The sequence below is a fragment of the Kribbella swartbergensis genome, assembly GCF_054784135.1.
Window position 1 is genome coordinate 370,953 of sequence record NZ_BAAGPM010000022.1, and the last position, 13,098, is coordinate 384,050.

Here is a 13,098-nt window from a genome sequence, read left to right on the forward strand (position 1 = left end):
CGCGGGAAGCGCCTCCGCCGCGGACGGCGCGGGAAGCGCCTCCGCCGCGGACGGCGCGGGAAGCGGCTCCGCCGCGCACGGGGCGGGGTGCGGCTCCGCCGCGGATGGGGCGGGGTGCGGGGTCGCCGGTTTTTCGTGGAGTTTGAAGAGGGCTAGTTGGGTTGGGGGGCCTAGTTGGGGGTCTTCGGGGCCTACTGGGCGGAATTCCACTGAGTAGGCGTAGAGGTCGGCGATGTGGGTTGCCCAGTGGGAGAACTCCTCGCGGGTCCACTCGAAGCGGTGGTCGGGGTGGCGGTAGGTGCCGGCGGGGAGGGAGTCGAAGCGCACGTTGTACTCGCTGTTCGGGGTGGTGACCACGACGGCGCGGGGGCGGGCGGTCTGGAAGACGGCCTTGGCGAGGGCCGGGAGGCGTGGCGGGTCGACGTGTTCGATCACCTCCATCAGCACTGCGGCGTCCAGCCCGGTCAGGCGGTGGTCGGCGTACGTGACCGACGACTGGAGGAACCGCAGCCGCTCCCGTTGCCGGTCGGGCAGCTCGTCGTACCGCAGCCGCCGCTTCGCGCCGATCAGCGCCCGCGCCGAGACGTCCGTCGCGATCAGTTCGCCGATCATCGGGTCCTTCAGCAGCTCACCGACCAGCGCCCCCTCACCACAGCCGAGGTCCGCGATCCGCCGCGCTCCGAGTTCCTTCAGTAGGGCGGCAACCGTCGTACGACGCTCGACAGCAAGCGACAGCGGACCTTCCGCGTCGTCCGGCACCACCTCCGGCTCGGCCAGACCGTCCGCCTCGGCGAGACGTTCGAGCGCGGAGTCCGCGAGGTAGCGGCGGTGCGCCAGGTACCGGCGGGAGATCAGGTCCTTCTCCGGGTGCGCGCCGAGCCAACCCGAGCCGGCCCGGACAAGTTTGTCGACCTCGTCGGGGCCGACCCAGTAGTGCTTGGCGTCGTCCAGGACCGGGAGCAGCACGTAGAGGTGATTGAGTGCGTCGGCCAGCCGGAGTACGCCGGTCAGCCGCAGATCGACGTACCGGGAATCACCCCACCCGGGGATCTCCGGGTCGAGCGGCACGGCCCGCGCGTCGACGGTCCACCCGAGCGGACCGAACACCCGCGCGGCCAGCTCGGCACCGCCGCGGCACGGGAGCGCCGGGACGTGGATCTCGAGCGGGATCGGGCGGGCGGCGAGTTCGGGGCGGGCGTCGCAGCGGCCGTTCATCGCGGTCCGGAACAGCTTGCCGAGGGCGACCGCGAGCAGGCTGGAAGCGGCGTACGGGCGGTCGTTCACGTACTGCCCGAGGGTGAACCCTTCCGGCGCCTTGCCCCGGCCGGACCGGACCAGCGCGATCGGGTCGATCTCGAGCAGCACGGCCGCCGTACAGCGATCGTCGGTTGCCTCGGGGTAGAAGACGTGCGCCGTGCCACCGGTGATCTCGATGCCCTGCGGTCGCGCCGGGTTCTTGTGCAACAGGAACCCGAAATCACTCGCGGGTGCGTCAACTCCGGCAAGATCGGTGGCAAGTGTCAGGAACACTTCAGTATTCGATCATGCCCGGCGTTCATCCCACATCCGATAAAACGCCCGATATGTCAGGAGTTGCGCGGCCGGCCGCAACCGAACGTCGAGACACGCGGGCGAGAGGTCTGGCGTGTCGGCCGGTTTGGTTCTAGCTTGATTCGGAGAAGATGAGTCGCTACAGACCGTCCTTCCCCGCTGACAGTCCGTATTGTCCCCGGTTTGTGGCGAGCGCCCACCCACGCCGACCACGGGGAAAGGACCATGGCAGCACCCTCAGGCCCGTCACCTTCCGACAGAGCCAGTTCCAGTTCAGGCCGATCCGGCGAGGTGCGCCGGTGAAACCGCAGACCTTCGAACTCGTGCGTTACACCGACATCAGCGGAGTGTCCGGGACCGGCGTCGTCGCGGAAGGGTGCGTCTTCACCGACGGCTCGGTCGCGCTGCGCTGGCACGGCGCGAACCCGTCCACGGCCGTCTGGCCGGATCTCGACTCCATCCTCGCCGTCCACGGCCACTGCGGCGCGACCGTCGTCCGCTGGCTGGACGTCTCCGAGATGGAGCCGGTCCCCGGCACCGACCTGCTGCCCGGCGAGGTGGCCCACATCCTCGCCACCGGGCGACAGACCCACCGTCACCCGCCGGCGGTGGCCAGCGCCTGACGCCTACGGAGTCAGGCCGGTCAGGGCGAAGAACTCCTGGCGCGAGCTGAGGTTCTCCCGCAGTACGCCGTGCAGGGACGACGTCACGGTCCGGGAGCCGGTGGCACGGACACCGCGCAGCGACATGCATTGGTGTTCGGCCTCGATCACCACGCCGACACCCTTCGGCGCGAGGTGGTCCTGCAGCCAGTCGGCGACCTGCTTGGTCAGCCGCTCCTGCACCTGGAAGTCGCGCGCGAACAACTCCACCACGCGGGCCAGTTTGGACAGTCCGAGGATCCGCTCCCCCGGCAGGTAGCCGACGTGCGCGACGCCGTGGAACGGCAGCAGGTGGTGCTCGCACAGTGACTGGACCGGGATGTCCTTGGCCAGGACGAGTTCGTCGTACCCCTCGTCGTTCGGGAACGTGGTCAGTTCGAACTCGCGCGGCGTGAGCATCTCGGCGTACGCGTTCGCCACCCGGCGCGGGGTGTCCGCCAGATGCGCGCTGCGCGGGTCCCGCCCGAGCGCGACCAGCAGGTCTGCGACCGCACGCTGGGCCGCGGGGAGGTCGATCTCCGCGCGACCGGCGACGATGCGGAGGGGGACGGGTTCGAGATCGGCCGAAATCGCCATCTGCACTCTCCTGAGGGGTCAACGAACTGTCATCATACTCTTTCATCAATCGAAGTTGTCGATAGAATCATTGGGTGGACACGTCCTGGGACGCGCAGGTTCAGGCGGTCGCCGTACTCGAGGAACCGACTCGGCGGCGTCTGTACGAGTACGTCGTCGGGCAGCCCGAGCCGGTCGGCCGGGACGAGGCGGCCGCCGCGGTCGGCATCCCGCGGACCACCGCCGCGTTCCACCTGGAGAAGCTCACCGAGGAAGGCCTGCTCGCCACCTGCTACGAGCGCCGTTCCGGGCGCAGCGGTCCCGGCGCCGGGCGGCCGGCGAAGCTCTACCACCGGTCCGACCGTGAGATCGAAATCACCCTGCCCGAGCGGCAGTACGCCGTCGCCGCCCGCCTGCTGGCCGCCGCGGTCGCGGACGCCGAGGCGTCCGGCGGCTCGGCCCGTGAGGCGGCCAACCGCCGGGCCCGGGAGTACGGCGAGTCGCTCGGCACGACCGCGGGCGCGACCTCGCTGACCGAGATCCTGGCGGCCCACGGCTTCGAGCCGCGCCCCGATCAGGACGGCATCGCGCTCGCCAACTGCCCGTTCCAGCAGGTCGCCCGGGACCAGCCCCAGTTGGTCTGCGGCATGAACCTGCATCTGCTCGCGGGCCTCGTCAGCACCCTGGAGATTCCGTACGAAGCCCGCCTTGTCCCGTCTCCCGGCCATTGCTGCGTTCGTCTGGTGCCACAACTAAGCTCGGCGCGTGGCTAAGAGCAAGCAGAGTCAGGGCACTCCAGCGACGGTGGCGCTGACGAAGGCGCAGGTCGAGTTCACCACGCACACCTACGACCACGACCCGACGGCCAAGTCGTACGGGCTGGAGGCGGCCGAGGCGCTGGGGCTCGCACCCGAGCAGGTGTTCAAGACGCTGCTCGTCGAGGTCGACGGGAAGCTCACCGTCGGCGTCGTACCGGTGGACAAGCAACTGGACCTGAAGGCGATCGCGGCCGCCGCCGGCGGGAAGAAGGCGGTGATGGCGGACCCGGCCGCCGCCGAACGCACCACCGGGTACGTGGTCGGCGGCATCAGCCCGATCGGCCAGAAGCGCGCGCTCCCGACGGTGATCGACTCCACCGCCACCGCCCACGCGACCGTCTACGTCTCCGGCGGCCGCCGGGGCCTCGACATCGGCCTGGCCCCGGCGGACCTGATCACCGTCACGAGAGCCCGTACGGCGGCCATCGCCCGGTGACTGTCCGGCGTCTCAGCCGGTGATGCTCGGCTTGCCGGTTTCCAGGTGGCCGGTGAGGCGGCGCCGGTACGACGTGTCCTCGGCAACCGTGACCTCGACGTCGTACCAGCCGTGGTCGGTCGGCCAAGGCAGTTCGCGGGTCTGCTTGCCCCGCAGCTCCACGGTGACGGTCTTGTTGCCGTAGCCGCGGGCCTTCACCTTCAGGGTCAGCGGCTTGCGCGACCTGTTGACCAGCGCGAGCTCGAGTGAGCTGCCGTGCTGCTCGGCGCGGACGTCCAGGCCCGCCGCGGCACCGTCCGCGGTGCCGGCCAGCTCGGCCCAGAACCGGTTCGGGCCCTGGACGGCGAACTCGTACGGCCCGTCGACCGCGATGATTTCGACGTGTTCGCGCCGTACGTCGACATGCTCCGGCGCGGGCAGCTCACCGCCGTAGGAGTAGATCGCGAAGTGTGCCGCCTCGCGGCCCTTGTTGCCGAGGGCCAGCGTCAAATTGCCCTCGGCAACGAAGCCCGAGACGGACGGCTGATAAGGCAAGGCGCGGGCCGGGCGGTGACCAGGCTCCTGCCGCGGCACGGCCTGGTCGGCCGGCGGCGTCGGCTTCCAGCGGGCGATCGGCGCGGGCACCGGACCGGGTGCGTCCACCGACGGCCGGCGGTAGCCGCGGGCGAAGTCGAACGCCGAGGTGAGGTCACCACAGACGGTCCGCCGCCAGTCGCTGATGTTCGGCTCGCGGACACCGGTCCACTGTTCGAGGAAGCGGATCACCGAGGTGTGGTCGAACACCTGCGAGTTCACGTGCCCGCCGACCGACCAGGGCGAGACGACGGTCATCGGGACCCGCGGACCGAGGCCGATCGGCCGGCCGGCATACCAGTCGTCACCCTCCCCCGACGCAGGCCGCGGTGCGACCGGCGGCGGGACGTGGTCGAAGTACCCGTCGTTCTCGTCGAAGTTGATGAACAGTACGGTCTTGGACCAGGTCTCCGGGTCCGAGGCGATCGCGTCGAGCAGGTCGTAGACCAGGTTCGCGCTGCCGACGGGCGTGGAGGCGCCCGGGTGCTCGGAATCGACCGCGGACGGCACCAGCCAGCTGACCTGGGGCAGCGTGCCGGCCTTGATGTCCGCCCGCAGCCGCGGGATCAGCGACTCCGGCTCGGACCGGTACATCGCCTGGTGGAACAACTTCCGGTCCTTGGCGGGCAGCTTGTCGACCGAGGCCTGGAACTGCTTCAACGCCTCGGCCCGCTCGGCCGGCGTCTTCGCGAAGAGCTTGTCGTAGAACTCCTCGGTGGTGCGGTAACCACCCGGCACCGACGCGAGGATCCGGCGCCCGATCTCCTTGAAGGTCTTGAAGTACTCGACCGCGTTGTCGGTGAAGTTGTCCCACTCCTGGTAGATCTGCCAGCTCACCCCGGCCTGCTCGAGGCGTTCCGGGTACGACGTCCAGTCGTAGCCCTTGTGGTCGTACGAGTACGCCGCGTTCGTCACCGCCCGTTGGGTCGTCCCGGGCTCGTATCCCGTCGTACCGGACCAGAGGTAGTTGCGGTTCGGGTTGGTGGAACCGTTGACCGAGCAGTGGTAGGCGTCGCAGATCGTGAAGGTCTCGGCGAGCTCGTACTGCAGTGGGATGTCGCGGCGGTCGTAGTGCGTCATGGTGGCCGCCGTCTTGGCCTGGACCCAGTCGTCGTTCCAGCCGTTGGCCCAGGCTTGGGTGGCGTCGTTGAAGCCGTGCGGCAGGTCACCGAGGTACTGGATGTCGTGCGGTGGCCGGCCTGCGTCGGCCGCGGCCTTGCGGATCGAGAACGGCAGGACCTCACCGCCACCGGCCTTCGGCTGGTGGAACACGCTCTTGCCGTTCCGCAGCCGCAGCGGCTGCCGGTCACCGAACCCGCGCACCCCGCGCAGGGTCCCGAAGTAGTGGTCGAACGAGCGGTTCTCCTGCATCAGCACGATCACGTGCTCGACCGCGCGCAGACCACCGCGCCTCACCGGTTGCGCCATCGCCGTGTGCAGCGACGGGGGGAGCAGTGATGCCGCCACTCCCCCCGCCGCCGACCCCAGCACCAGACGCCGAGAAATCTCAGTCATGCGCGCGAGACTAGGCGGAACCCGTAGCCGACGCGAGGCCACGGGGTGAACAGCTCATCCGCGCCGCGCCACCGCCGCCGCGTGAAGCTGCTCCAGCACAGCCTCCGTGGTGTCCCAGCCCATGCAGGCGTCGGTGATCGACTGGCCGTAGGTGAGATCGCGGGTCGGGTCCAGTTCCTGGCGGCCCTCGACCAGGAACGACTCGAGCATCACCCCGACGATCGCGTGGTTGCCGGCCGCCACCTGCCGGCCGATCTCCTCCGCGACCACCGGCTGCCGGCGGTGGTCCTTGCGGCTGTTGCCGTGGCTCGCGTCGACGACCGCACGCTCCTGCAGCCCGGCCTTGCGCAGCAGTTCCATCGCGCCCGCGACGGAGTCGGCGTCGTAGTTGGGTCCGCCGTCGGACCCCCGCAGGACCAGGTGACAGTCGGGGTTGCCGCGGGTGTGCAGGATCGCGGGGGCACCGTCGTGGTCGATACCGGTGAACACGTGCGGCACCGAGGCGGCCTTGATCGCGTCGACCGCCGTACCGATGCTGCCGTCGGGGCGGTTCTTCATGCCGATCGGCATCGACAGCCCGGAGGACAACTGCCGGTGCACCTGGCTCTCCACCGTCCGCGCGCCGATCGCGCCCCAGCCGACGGTGTCGGCGATGTACTGCGGTGTGATCGGGTCGAGGAACTCGCAGCCGACCGGCAGGCCGAGCTCGAGCACCTGCAGCAACAACTGCCGGGCGGTCCGCAGACCGCGGTTCACGTCACCCGAGCCGTCGAGACCCGGGTCATTGATCAGGCCCTTCCAGCCGAGGGTCGAGCGCGGCTTCTCGAAGTACACGCGCATGACCACGAGCAGACCGTCGGAGAGTCGCTCGGCCACCGGTCGCAGACGCTGGGCGTACTCCAGGGCTGCCTTGGCGTCGTGCACCGAGCACGGGCCGACCACGACCAGCAGGCGGTCGTCGACGCCGTTCAGTACGTCGGTGACGGCCTCGCGACCGTCCATCACGCGCTGGGCCAGGGCGTCGTCGAGCGGAAGCTCGTCGTGCAGGGCGAGCGGCGTAATCAGCGGGACGGTCTTCTCGATCCGTCGGTCGACGACCGCCGCCTGACTGGTGCTCTGCGGGAGGGTGTTCATCTGCTGGGGCTCCTTTGGATGGCCGGCTTCGCCAAGGAAGTCCCAGGCAGCGCCGGCGGGGAACGAGAAAAGGCAAGGACGCGTGTCCTTGCCTTCGTGCCGGCTCTGGTGTCTTCGGTTGGGCGTCAGCAGGCGGCTGAGTCGCCCGGCACCAGGGCCGGCCACTCAAAAAATCGCCAATAGCTGCGCTTCACGGGACCGACCATACCATCCCGGCCATCCGGACCATCCCGCCTGCCCCGTCCGCCGATCTGTAACCACGGACGGCCCGGCGTCGTTGAGGGCTGCAACGACGGGTCGAGACGATGAGGGGTGCAGTGACGGTGGCAGGTCCGCTCGGGGTACTGGTTCTGCTCGGTGACCGCCCACGCGGGGCGGGACGGTGAGGCCGCGGACTTTCGAGCTGGTCCGGTACCGCGACCCCAGTGGTGTCTCGGGGACCGGGGTGGTTGCCGAGGGGTGTGTGTTCAGCGACGGCTCGGTGGCGTTGCGCTGGCGCGGCAGCAACCCCGCCACGGCGGTCTGGCCGGACATCGACTCGGTGCTGGCCGTGCACGGCCACCAAGGCGCCACGGAAGTCCGCTGGATCGAGCAACAGCCCAAGTCCGGCCTCTTCGACGACCTGCACCAGGTGCGTGCACCATCCTCGATCACCGACCCGCCGCTGCCCGGCGGCCACGCCCGTGGATGGGCGGGCGCTCGCCATCTCAGGTAGAACATGGCCGTGACGCAGATCTACCTGGTCCGGCACGGCGAGCCGGACTACGGACCGGTCGACGCCCAGGGACTGCCCGGGCCGGCCGCCGACACCGCCCCGCTCACCTCCCTCGGCGCCAAACAGGCCGAGGAACTCGCCGACCTGCTCAGCGGCATCGGAGCGACGTACCTGGTCAGTTCACCGTTCACCCGCGCCCTGCACAGCGCCGCGATCATCGGGCACCGGCTGGCGCTCGGCGTCCGGGTCGACTACGACCTGCGCGACTGGCTGCCGGACCACACCGGGATGTGGCGCGGAGTGGCCGACGTACGCGCGGCTCAGGCCGAGTTCGAGGCATACGACGGGGAATGGCCGCACGGGATCCAACGACCCTGGGAGCCGCTGTCCCGGGTGCGTGAGCGGGCTCGTGCGGCGCTCGGCAGGCATGTCGCGAGCACGGACGGACCGGTGCTCGCCGTCACCCACGCGGTGGTGATCCGCGCGCTGACCGGTGAGACCGGCACCGCCCACGGCGGGCACGAGTACTACCGCTACGATCCGGCGGAGGATGGCTGACACCGGACTCCCCCGCGTGCTGGGCGTCGTGGCGCTCGGCGGGATCATCGGGTCACTGGCCCGCTACGGACTCGCCGAGACGTTTCCGCACGGCCCGGGCGAGTTTCCCTGGGCAACGTTCGCGACGAACGTCCTCGGCTGTTTCGCGATCGGCGTCCTGCTGGTGCGGTTGACGCCACGATCGCACCAGTTGCTCAGGCCGTTCCTCGGCACCGGGATCCTCGGCGGGTTCACCACCTTCTCGACGTTCGCCGTCGACACCGAGAAGTTGCTGCCCGACCACGTCGTCGTTGCCCTGGTCTACTTCTTCGGAACCGTCGCGGCGGCGTTGTCGGCGGCAGCGCTCGGCGAGTGGGCCGGGCGGCCCGAGCGCGGAGAGAAGAGGCGATGAGCGTCCTGCTGGTCGCGCTCGGAGCGGCCGCCGGAGCTCCGCTGCGGTACCTGGTCGACAAGCACATGGTCGGCCGGTTGCTGCTGAGCAGCAGGACCGAGACACCACTTCCGTGGGGAACCTTCACCGTCAACATCCTGGGGAGTTTCGTGCTCGGGCTGCTGACCGGAGTGACCGACCGCACGACGGTACTGCTCGTCGGAGTCGGGTTCTGCGGCGCGTTCACGACGTACAGCACCTTCGCCGCCGAGACGAACGCGCTGGCCGCTTCCGGCCATCGCGGGAAGGCGTTGCTGAACGTCGTACTCAACCTCGGGGCCGGTGGGCTGGCCGCCGTACTGGGCGCTGTCCTGGCCTGAAGCAATCGAGTGACTCATGTCACAGACGGTGATGACGTGAACACGCTCACCGTGTGAAGACGGTCCGATTACGGCGTGCGACGCCGGGGTCCGATAACAAAAGGACCGAACTTCGAGACAACAAGGGTTGAACTCGCTGTGAGTTGAGCATAGTTTTCACCGAGCGCCCGTCCGCGCTCACGGTGAGTCAAGGAGGTTGCCATGTCGAGAGGGATGCCTCGCCTACCCCGCCCGCTCATGGATCTGTGGGACTGGCAGTCACAAGCGGCTTGCCGCGACGTCAACCCGGAGTTGTTCTTCTCGCCCGAATCGGAGCGCGGCGTTCGCAAGAGGGCCCGCGAGATGGTGGCGAAGTCGCTCTGCGGGACCTGCCCGGTCCAGCCCGAGTGCCGGCAGCACGCGATCTCCGTCGGCGAGCCGTACGGCGTCTGGGGCGGCACCACCGAGTCCGAGCGCGACAACACCCTCCTGCCCGAACACCGCAAGTCGGCCTGACGGAGGCTGCGACCTCACCAGCCGCACCCCGGCCGTTGCCCTCGACGTGAGGCCTGCGCGAAAGGTCAGGCCTTACCGTCGTCCGGCTCCGACGGGGTTTCGGTGGTGTCGTCCTCGGCCTTCTTCTTCGTCGGCTCGTCGTCCTTCGCCGACTCCGGCTCCGGGTCCTTCGGCGGTTCCGGCGGCTTCACCGTCGTCCGCGGGTCGCGATAGCGGTCCAGCGAGGCGAGGAAGTCCGGATCGTCGTCGGGCGCGACCGGCCGGGCGGCCGGCTTCACCGGCCCGGTGCCGCGATCGCGGCGGCCGAGCCGGCTGCGCAGCATGAGCAGCCAGACGATCGGCCCGACGAACGGGACGAACACGATCAGGACGATCCACACCAGCTTCGGCAGGTGCGGCACGTCCTCGTCGGGCGTCTGGATGCAGGAGAACAGCGCGTACACGCTGAGCGCCAGGCTGATCAGGAACGGCAGAAATCGGACCACGCTCCAACAGTACGGCGCGAGTCCGAACGCACCGCATCCACGGCCGCACCGGTGGCCAAGCCGTGATCCAGGTCAGCGGGTGGTAACGGTCAGGCCACGGGCTCGCAGAACGGAGTTCTCCAGCGGCCGGAACACCAGCAACTCGATCCCGACGCCGACGACGAAGATCAGCAGGATGCCGGCGAACACCATCGAGATGTCCGACAGCGACATCCCGTTGTGCAGGAACTGACCGAGTCCCTCACCGAGTTCGGGCGAGGTCGCGATCAGCTCCGCCGCCATCAGCGACCGCCACGAGAACGCCCAGCCCTGCTTCAGCCCGCCCAGGAACCCGGGCAGCGCGGCCGGCAGCAGGATGTACCGGATCCCCCCGAGCCGGCCGGCACCGAGCGCCTTCCCGACCCGCGGCAGGATCGGCGGCACCTGGTCCAGACCGGACACCAGCCCGTTCGCGATCGACGGTACGGCGCCGAGCAGCACGACCCAGTAGATGGCCCGATCGTTCAGCCCGAACCACAGGATCGCCGCCGGTACCCAGGCCACCGACGGCAGGCTCTGCAGACCGGACACCAGCGGGCCGATCCCCCGCCGTACGACGGTGATGTTGGCGATCGCCAGGCCGAGCGGCACCGCAATCACCAAGGAGATCGCGAATCCGATCACGGCCCGGTGCAACGACACCCAGAACAGCTCGAGGATCTTCCCCGTCGTCACCAACTGCCAGATCTGACCCCAGACGTCGACCGGCGCCGGCAGCTTGAACTCGGGCCAGAACGCGGCCGCCCAGAGGGCCTGCCACACCGCCACCAGCAGAGCGATCGCGACAACGGGCGGCAGCATCCGGCCGGCGAGCCGCCGACCCAGCGAGCCCTCGCCGGGGTTGACGGGTGTGTCCAGCGCGTCGAGACCCGCTTCGACGTCGTACAGGTCCTCCTGCACGTCAGGCCGCGGCATGACTGCTGATCACCTTTCGCAGCGCCCCGTTGATCTCCTCGACCGCACCGGACTCGTCGGCACCGGTCAGCCCGTCGACGTCCCAGTGCCGGACCACTCGTCCGGGCCGCGACGACAGCAGTACGACGCGTTGCCCGAGCCGCACGGCCTCGCGTACGTCGTGCGTCACGAACAGGATCGCCGTGCCCGTCGCACGCCAGATCCGCAGCAGCTCACCCTGCAACACGTCGCGGGTGATCGCGTCCAGCGCGGAGAACGGCTCGTCCATCAACAGCAGCGACGGCTTGCCCGCATCGGTGCCGGTGATGTCGTCCGTCGACGCCAGAGCCCGTGCCAGCGCGACCCGCTGCCGCATACCGCCGGACAACTCGTGCGGCCGCTTGTCACCGAGCCCGGCGAGCCGCACGAGCTCCAGCAACTCAGCAGCCTTCGCGCGACGAGCGGCCTTCGGTACGCCGGCCATCCGCAGCGGCAGCTCGACGTTCCCGGCGGCCGTCAGCCACGGCATCAGGGCGGCCTCCTGGAACACGACAGCCGGCCGCGACGAGCTCAGCTCGATCCGCCCGGTCGTCGGCTGGTCGAGACCCGCCACCAGGTTGAGCAGCGTGGTCTTCCCGCAGCCGGACGCACCGACCAGGCAGACGAACTCCCCCGCCCCCACTTCGAGGTCGACACCTTCCAGCGCCACGACCGCGTTACGTCCGTGGCCGAACGCCTTGCCGACCTGATGAAACCGCACGGTCCGCACCACGTCCTGCTCGACCTCGACTGTCACGGTCATCGTCCGCCTCCTACTTCGTGTCGAGGCCGGCCGCGTCCACGGTCGGCTTCCCTGCCTTGGCGAGTACGTCGTTCAGCGGGCCGAGATCGGCGAAACCGGCGACCGCCGGCGCTTCCTTCGCGATCCCCGCGGTGACCGAATCCTTGGCCAGTTGCGGGAAGGTCGACGCAATCGGGTCCGCGGTGATCTGGATGTTGTCGAACGCCCGATCGATCACCTCCGGCTTCAGCGCCTTGCCGGTGAGCTCCTTCAACTGCGCATTCACCACGGTCTTCGCAGCCTCCTTGTCGGTGGTGGCGAAGTCGATCGCCGCGACCAGGCCGGTGAGGAGCGCCTTCACGGTCTCTGGGTGTTCCTGGAGGAACTGGGTCCGCACGATCAGCACGGTGGTCGGGAACCTGCCGTCCGGCCACAGGGCCTTCTCGTCCAGCAGCACCTTGGCCCCGGCGTCCAGGACGAGCCGCGACGACCAGGGCTCGGGCAGCCAGGCCGCGTCCACCTCACCCTTCTTGAACGCGTCCAGCGTCTGCGCGTTCTCCAGGTTGGCGACCTTCACCTTGCCGGTCAGGTTCTTCTCGGCCAGCCACTTCTTCAGCGAGACGTCCTGGGTGTTGCCGAGCTGCGGGGTGACCACGGTCTTGCCGGCCAGGTCCTCCGCCTTGGTGATCGTCGGCTTGACCACGAGCTGCGCGCCGCCGGACGTCGTACCGGCGATCAGGCGGACGGCTTCGCCGTTGGACTTCGCGTAGGCGTTGATCGCCGGGCCGGAGCCGATGAAGGACGCGTCCAGCGAGCCGCCGAGCAGTGCGCCGACGGCCTCGGGGCCGGCGTTGAACTTGGTCGGCACCAGCTTGGTGCTGCCGAGTTCCTTGGAGAACAGGCCCTTGTCGAGGCCGACCAGCGCGGCGGCGTGGGTCACGTTGGGGAAGTAGCCGAGCCGCAGCTCGGCGGCCGGGCCCTTGTCGGTCGCGGCGGCCGGCGCGTCGTTGCCCTCCGCGCGGGAGCAGCCGGCCGCGGCGGTGACCAGGGCCAGTACAGCGGCGGAGGCGGCGAACAGCCGGCGACGGGCAGGACGGAAGCTGGGAGTGCTCACAGAAAGACCTTCGATCGTGCGGG

At 69.6% G+C, this 13,098-nt stretch carries 16 protein-coding genes; 8 read left to right on the forward strand and 8 right to left on the reverse strand.

Annotated features, from left to right (window positions below; translation table 11 throughout):
* The coding region (locus ACYVOK_RS20305; RefSeq protein ID WP_460664049.1) for a 3' terminal RNA ribose 2'-O-methyltransferase Hen1 at positions 1-1,530 on the reverse strand (1,530 nt) is incomplete at its 3' end.
* Positions 1,531-1,850: 320 nt separating this feature from the next.
* Here ACYVOK_RS20305 and ACYVOK_RS20310 point away from each other — a divergent pair.
* Positions 1,851-2,174: a hypothetical protein gene (locus ACYVOK_RS20310; protein WP_460664050.1), complete on the forward strand. Its 324-nt coding sequence runs from the start codon at positions 1,851-1,853 to the stop codon at positions 2,172-2,174.
* A gap of 3 nt (positions 2,175-2,177) precedes the next feature.
* Here the strand turns inward: ACYVOK_RS20310 and folE are convergent, their stop codons facing one another.
* A complete protein-coding gene (folE, locus tag ACYVOK_RS20315) occupies positions 2,178-2,789 on the reverse strand; it encodes a GTP cyclohydrolase I FolE (RefSeq protein WP_460664051.1) in 612 nt (203 codons plus the stop codon).
* Positions 2,790-2,863: 74 nt separating this feature from the next.
* Here folE and ACYVOK_RS20320 point away from each other — a divergent pair, with 74 nt between their 5' ends.
* Entirely contained in the window at positions 2,864-3,541 is a 678-nt protein-coding gene (locus ACYVOK_RS20320; protein WP_460664052.1) for a helix-turn-helix transcriptional regulator, read from the forward strand.
* Positions 3,534-4,022, forward strand: a complete 489-nt coding sequence (ybaK, locus tag ACYVOK_RS20325) for a Cys-tRNA(Pro) deacylase (protein ID WP_460664053.1) — start codon at positions 3,534-3,536, stop codon at positions 4,020-4,022. The genes ACYVOK_RS20320 and ybaK overlap by 8 nt, the downstream gene beginning before the upstream one ends.
* Before the next feature lie 12 nt (positions 4,023-4,034).
* On the opposite strand, the gene ACYVOK_RS20330 is transcribed toward ybaK, so the two are convergent.
* Positions 4,035-6,110, reverse strand: a complete 2,076-nt coding sequence (locus tag ACYVOK_RS20330) for a phosphocholine-specific phospholipase C (protein WP_460664054.1) — start codon at positions 6,108-6,110, stop codon at positions 4,035-4,037.
* A gap of 54 nt (positions 6,111-6,164) precedes the next feature.
* A complete protein-coding gene (locus ACYVOK_RS20335; protein WP_460664055.1) occupies positions 6,165-7,244 on the reverse strand; it encodes a 3-deoxy-7-phosphoheptulonate synthase in 1,080 nt (359 codons plus the stop codon).
* A gap of 382 nt (positions 7,245-7,626) precedes the next feature.
* Between ACYVOK_RS20335 and ACYVOK_RS20340 the strand changes: the two genes are divergently transcribed.
* From ACYVOK_RS20340 to ACYVOK_RS20360, 5 genes are all read left to right on the forward strand, one after another.
* Positions 7,627-7,959, forward strand: coding sequence for a hypothetical protein (locus tag ACYVOK_RS20340; protein WP_460664056.1), 333 nt, complete (start codon positions 7,627-7,629; stop codon positions 7,957-7,959).
* Between the two features lie 3 nt (positions 7,960-7,962).
* Positions 7,963-8,517 (forward strand): histidine phosphatase family protein, encoded by a 555-nt coding sequence (locus ACYVOK_RS20345; protein ID WP_460664057.1) that lies wholly within the window; start codon positions 7,963-7,965, stop codon positions 8,515-8,517.
* Positions 8,510-8,908, forward strand: coding sequence for a FluC/FEX family fluoride channel (locus tag ACYVOK_RS20350; protein ID WP_460664058.1), 399 nt, complete (start codon positions 8,510-8,512; stop codon positions 8,906-8,908). Before ACYVOK_RS20345 ends, ACYVOK_RS20350 begins: the two co-directional genes overlap by 8 nt.
* Complete coding sequence (gene crcB / locus ACYVOK_RS20355) at positions 8,905-9,267, forward strand: fluoride efflux transporter CrcB (RefSeq protein WP_460664059.1); 363 nt, start codon at positions 8,905-8,907, stop codon at positions 9,265-9,267. The genes ACYVOK_RS20350 and crcB overlap by 4 nt, the downstream gene beginning before the upstream one ends.
* Before the next feature lie 201 nt (positions 9,268-9,468).
* A complete protein-coding gene (locus tag ACYVOK_RS20360; protein WP_132144566.1) occupies positions 9,469-9,762 on the forward strand; it encodes a WhiB family transcriptional regulator in 294 nt (97 codons plus the stop codon).
* 65 nt (positions 9,763-9,827) lie between these two features.
* Here ACYVOK_RS20360 and ACYVOK_RS20365 read toward each other — a convergent pair whose 3' ends face one another.
* From ACYVOK_RS20365 to ACYVOK_RS20380, 4 genes are all read right to left on the reverse strand, one after another.
* Positions 9,828-10,247, reverse strand: a complete 420-nt coding sequence (locus tag ACYVOK_RS20365) for a PLD nuclease N-terminal domain-containing protein (RefSeq protein ID WP_460664060.1) — start codon at positions 10,245-10,247, stop codon at positions 9,828-9,830.
* Positions 10,248-10,319: 72 nt separating this feature from the next.
* Positions 10,320-11,201, reverse strand: coding sequence for an ABC transporter permease (locus tag ACYVOK_RS20370; protein WP_460664061.1), 882 nt, complete (start codon positions 11,199-11,201; stop codon positions 10,320-10,322).
* Positions 11,188-11,982, reverse strand: coding sequence for an ABC transporter ATP-binding protein (locus tag ACYVOK_RS20375; RefSeq protein ID WP_460664062.1), 795 nt, complete (start codon positions 11,980-11,982; stop codon positions 11,188-11,190). The genes ACYVOK_RS20370 and ACYVOK_RS20375 overlap by 14 nt, the downstream gene beginning before the upstream one ends.
* Before the next feature lie 10 nt (positions 11,983-11,992).
* Positions 11,993-13,075, reverse strand: a complete 1,083-nt coding sequence (locus ACYVOK_RS20380; RefSeq protein WP_460664063.1) for an ABC transporter substrate-binding protein — start codon at positions 13,073-13,075, stop codon at positions 11,993-11,995.
* Between the last annotated feature and the right edge of the window lie 23 nt (positions 13,076-13,098).

What these genes read in the sequence shown, in the direction of transcription:
- folE (WP_460664051.1), bottom strand. Translation starts at nt 2,789, where the DNA reads ATGGCGATTTCGGCCGATCTCGAACCCGTCCCCCTCCGCATCGTCGCC.
- ACYVOK_RS20330 (WP_460664054.1), bottom strand. Translation starts at nt 6,110, where the DNA reads ATGACTGAGATTTCTCGGCGTCTGGTGCTGGGGTCGGCGGCGGGGGGA.
- ACYVOK_RS20335 (WP_460664055.1), bottom strand. Translation starts at nt 7,244, where the DNA reads ATGAACACCCTCCCGCAGAGCACCAGTCAGGCGGCGGTCGTCGACCGA.
- ACYVOK_RS20345 (WP_460664057.1), top strand. Translation starts at nt 7,963, where the DNA reads ATGGCCGTGACGCAGATCTACCTGGTCCGGCACGGCGAGCCGGACTAC.
- ACYVOK_RS20350 (WP_460664058.1), top strand. Translation starts at nt 8,510, where the DNA reads ATGGCTGACACCGGACTCCCCCGCGTGCTGGGCGTCGTGGCGCTCGGC.
- crcB (WP_460664059.1), top strand. Translation starts at nt 8,905, where the DNA reads ATGAGCGTCCTGCTGGTCGCGCTCGGAGCGGCCGCCGGAGCTCCGCTG.
- ACYVOK_RS20360 (WP_132144566.1), top strand. Translation starts at nt 9,469, where the DNA reads ATGTCGAGAGGGATGCCTCGCCTACCCCGCCCGCTCATGGATCTGTGG.
- ACYVOK_RS20370 (WP_460664061.1), bottom strand. Translation starts at nt 11,201, where the DNA reads ATGCCGCGGCCTGACGTGCAGGAGGACCTGTACGACGTCGAAGCGGGT.
- ACYVOK_RS20375 (WP_460664062.1), bottom strand. Translation starts at nt 11,982, where the DNA reads ATGACCGTGACAGTCGAGGTCGAGCAGGACGTGGTGCGGACCGTGCGG.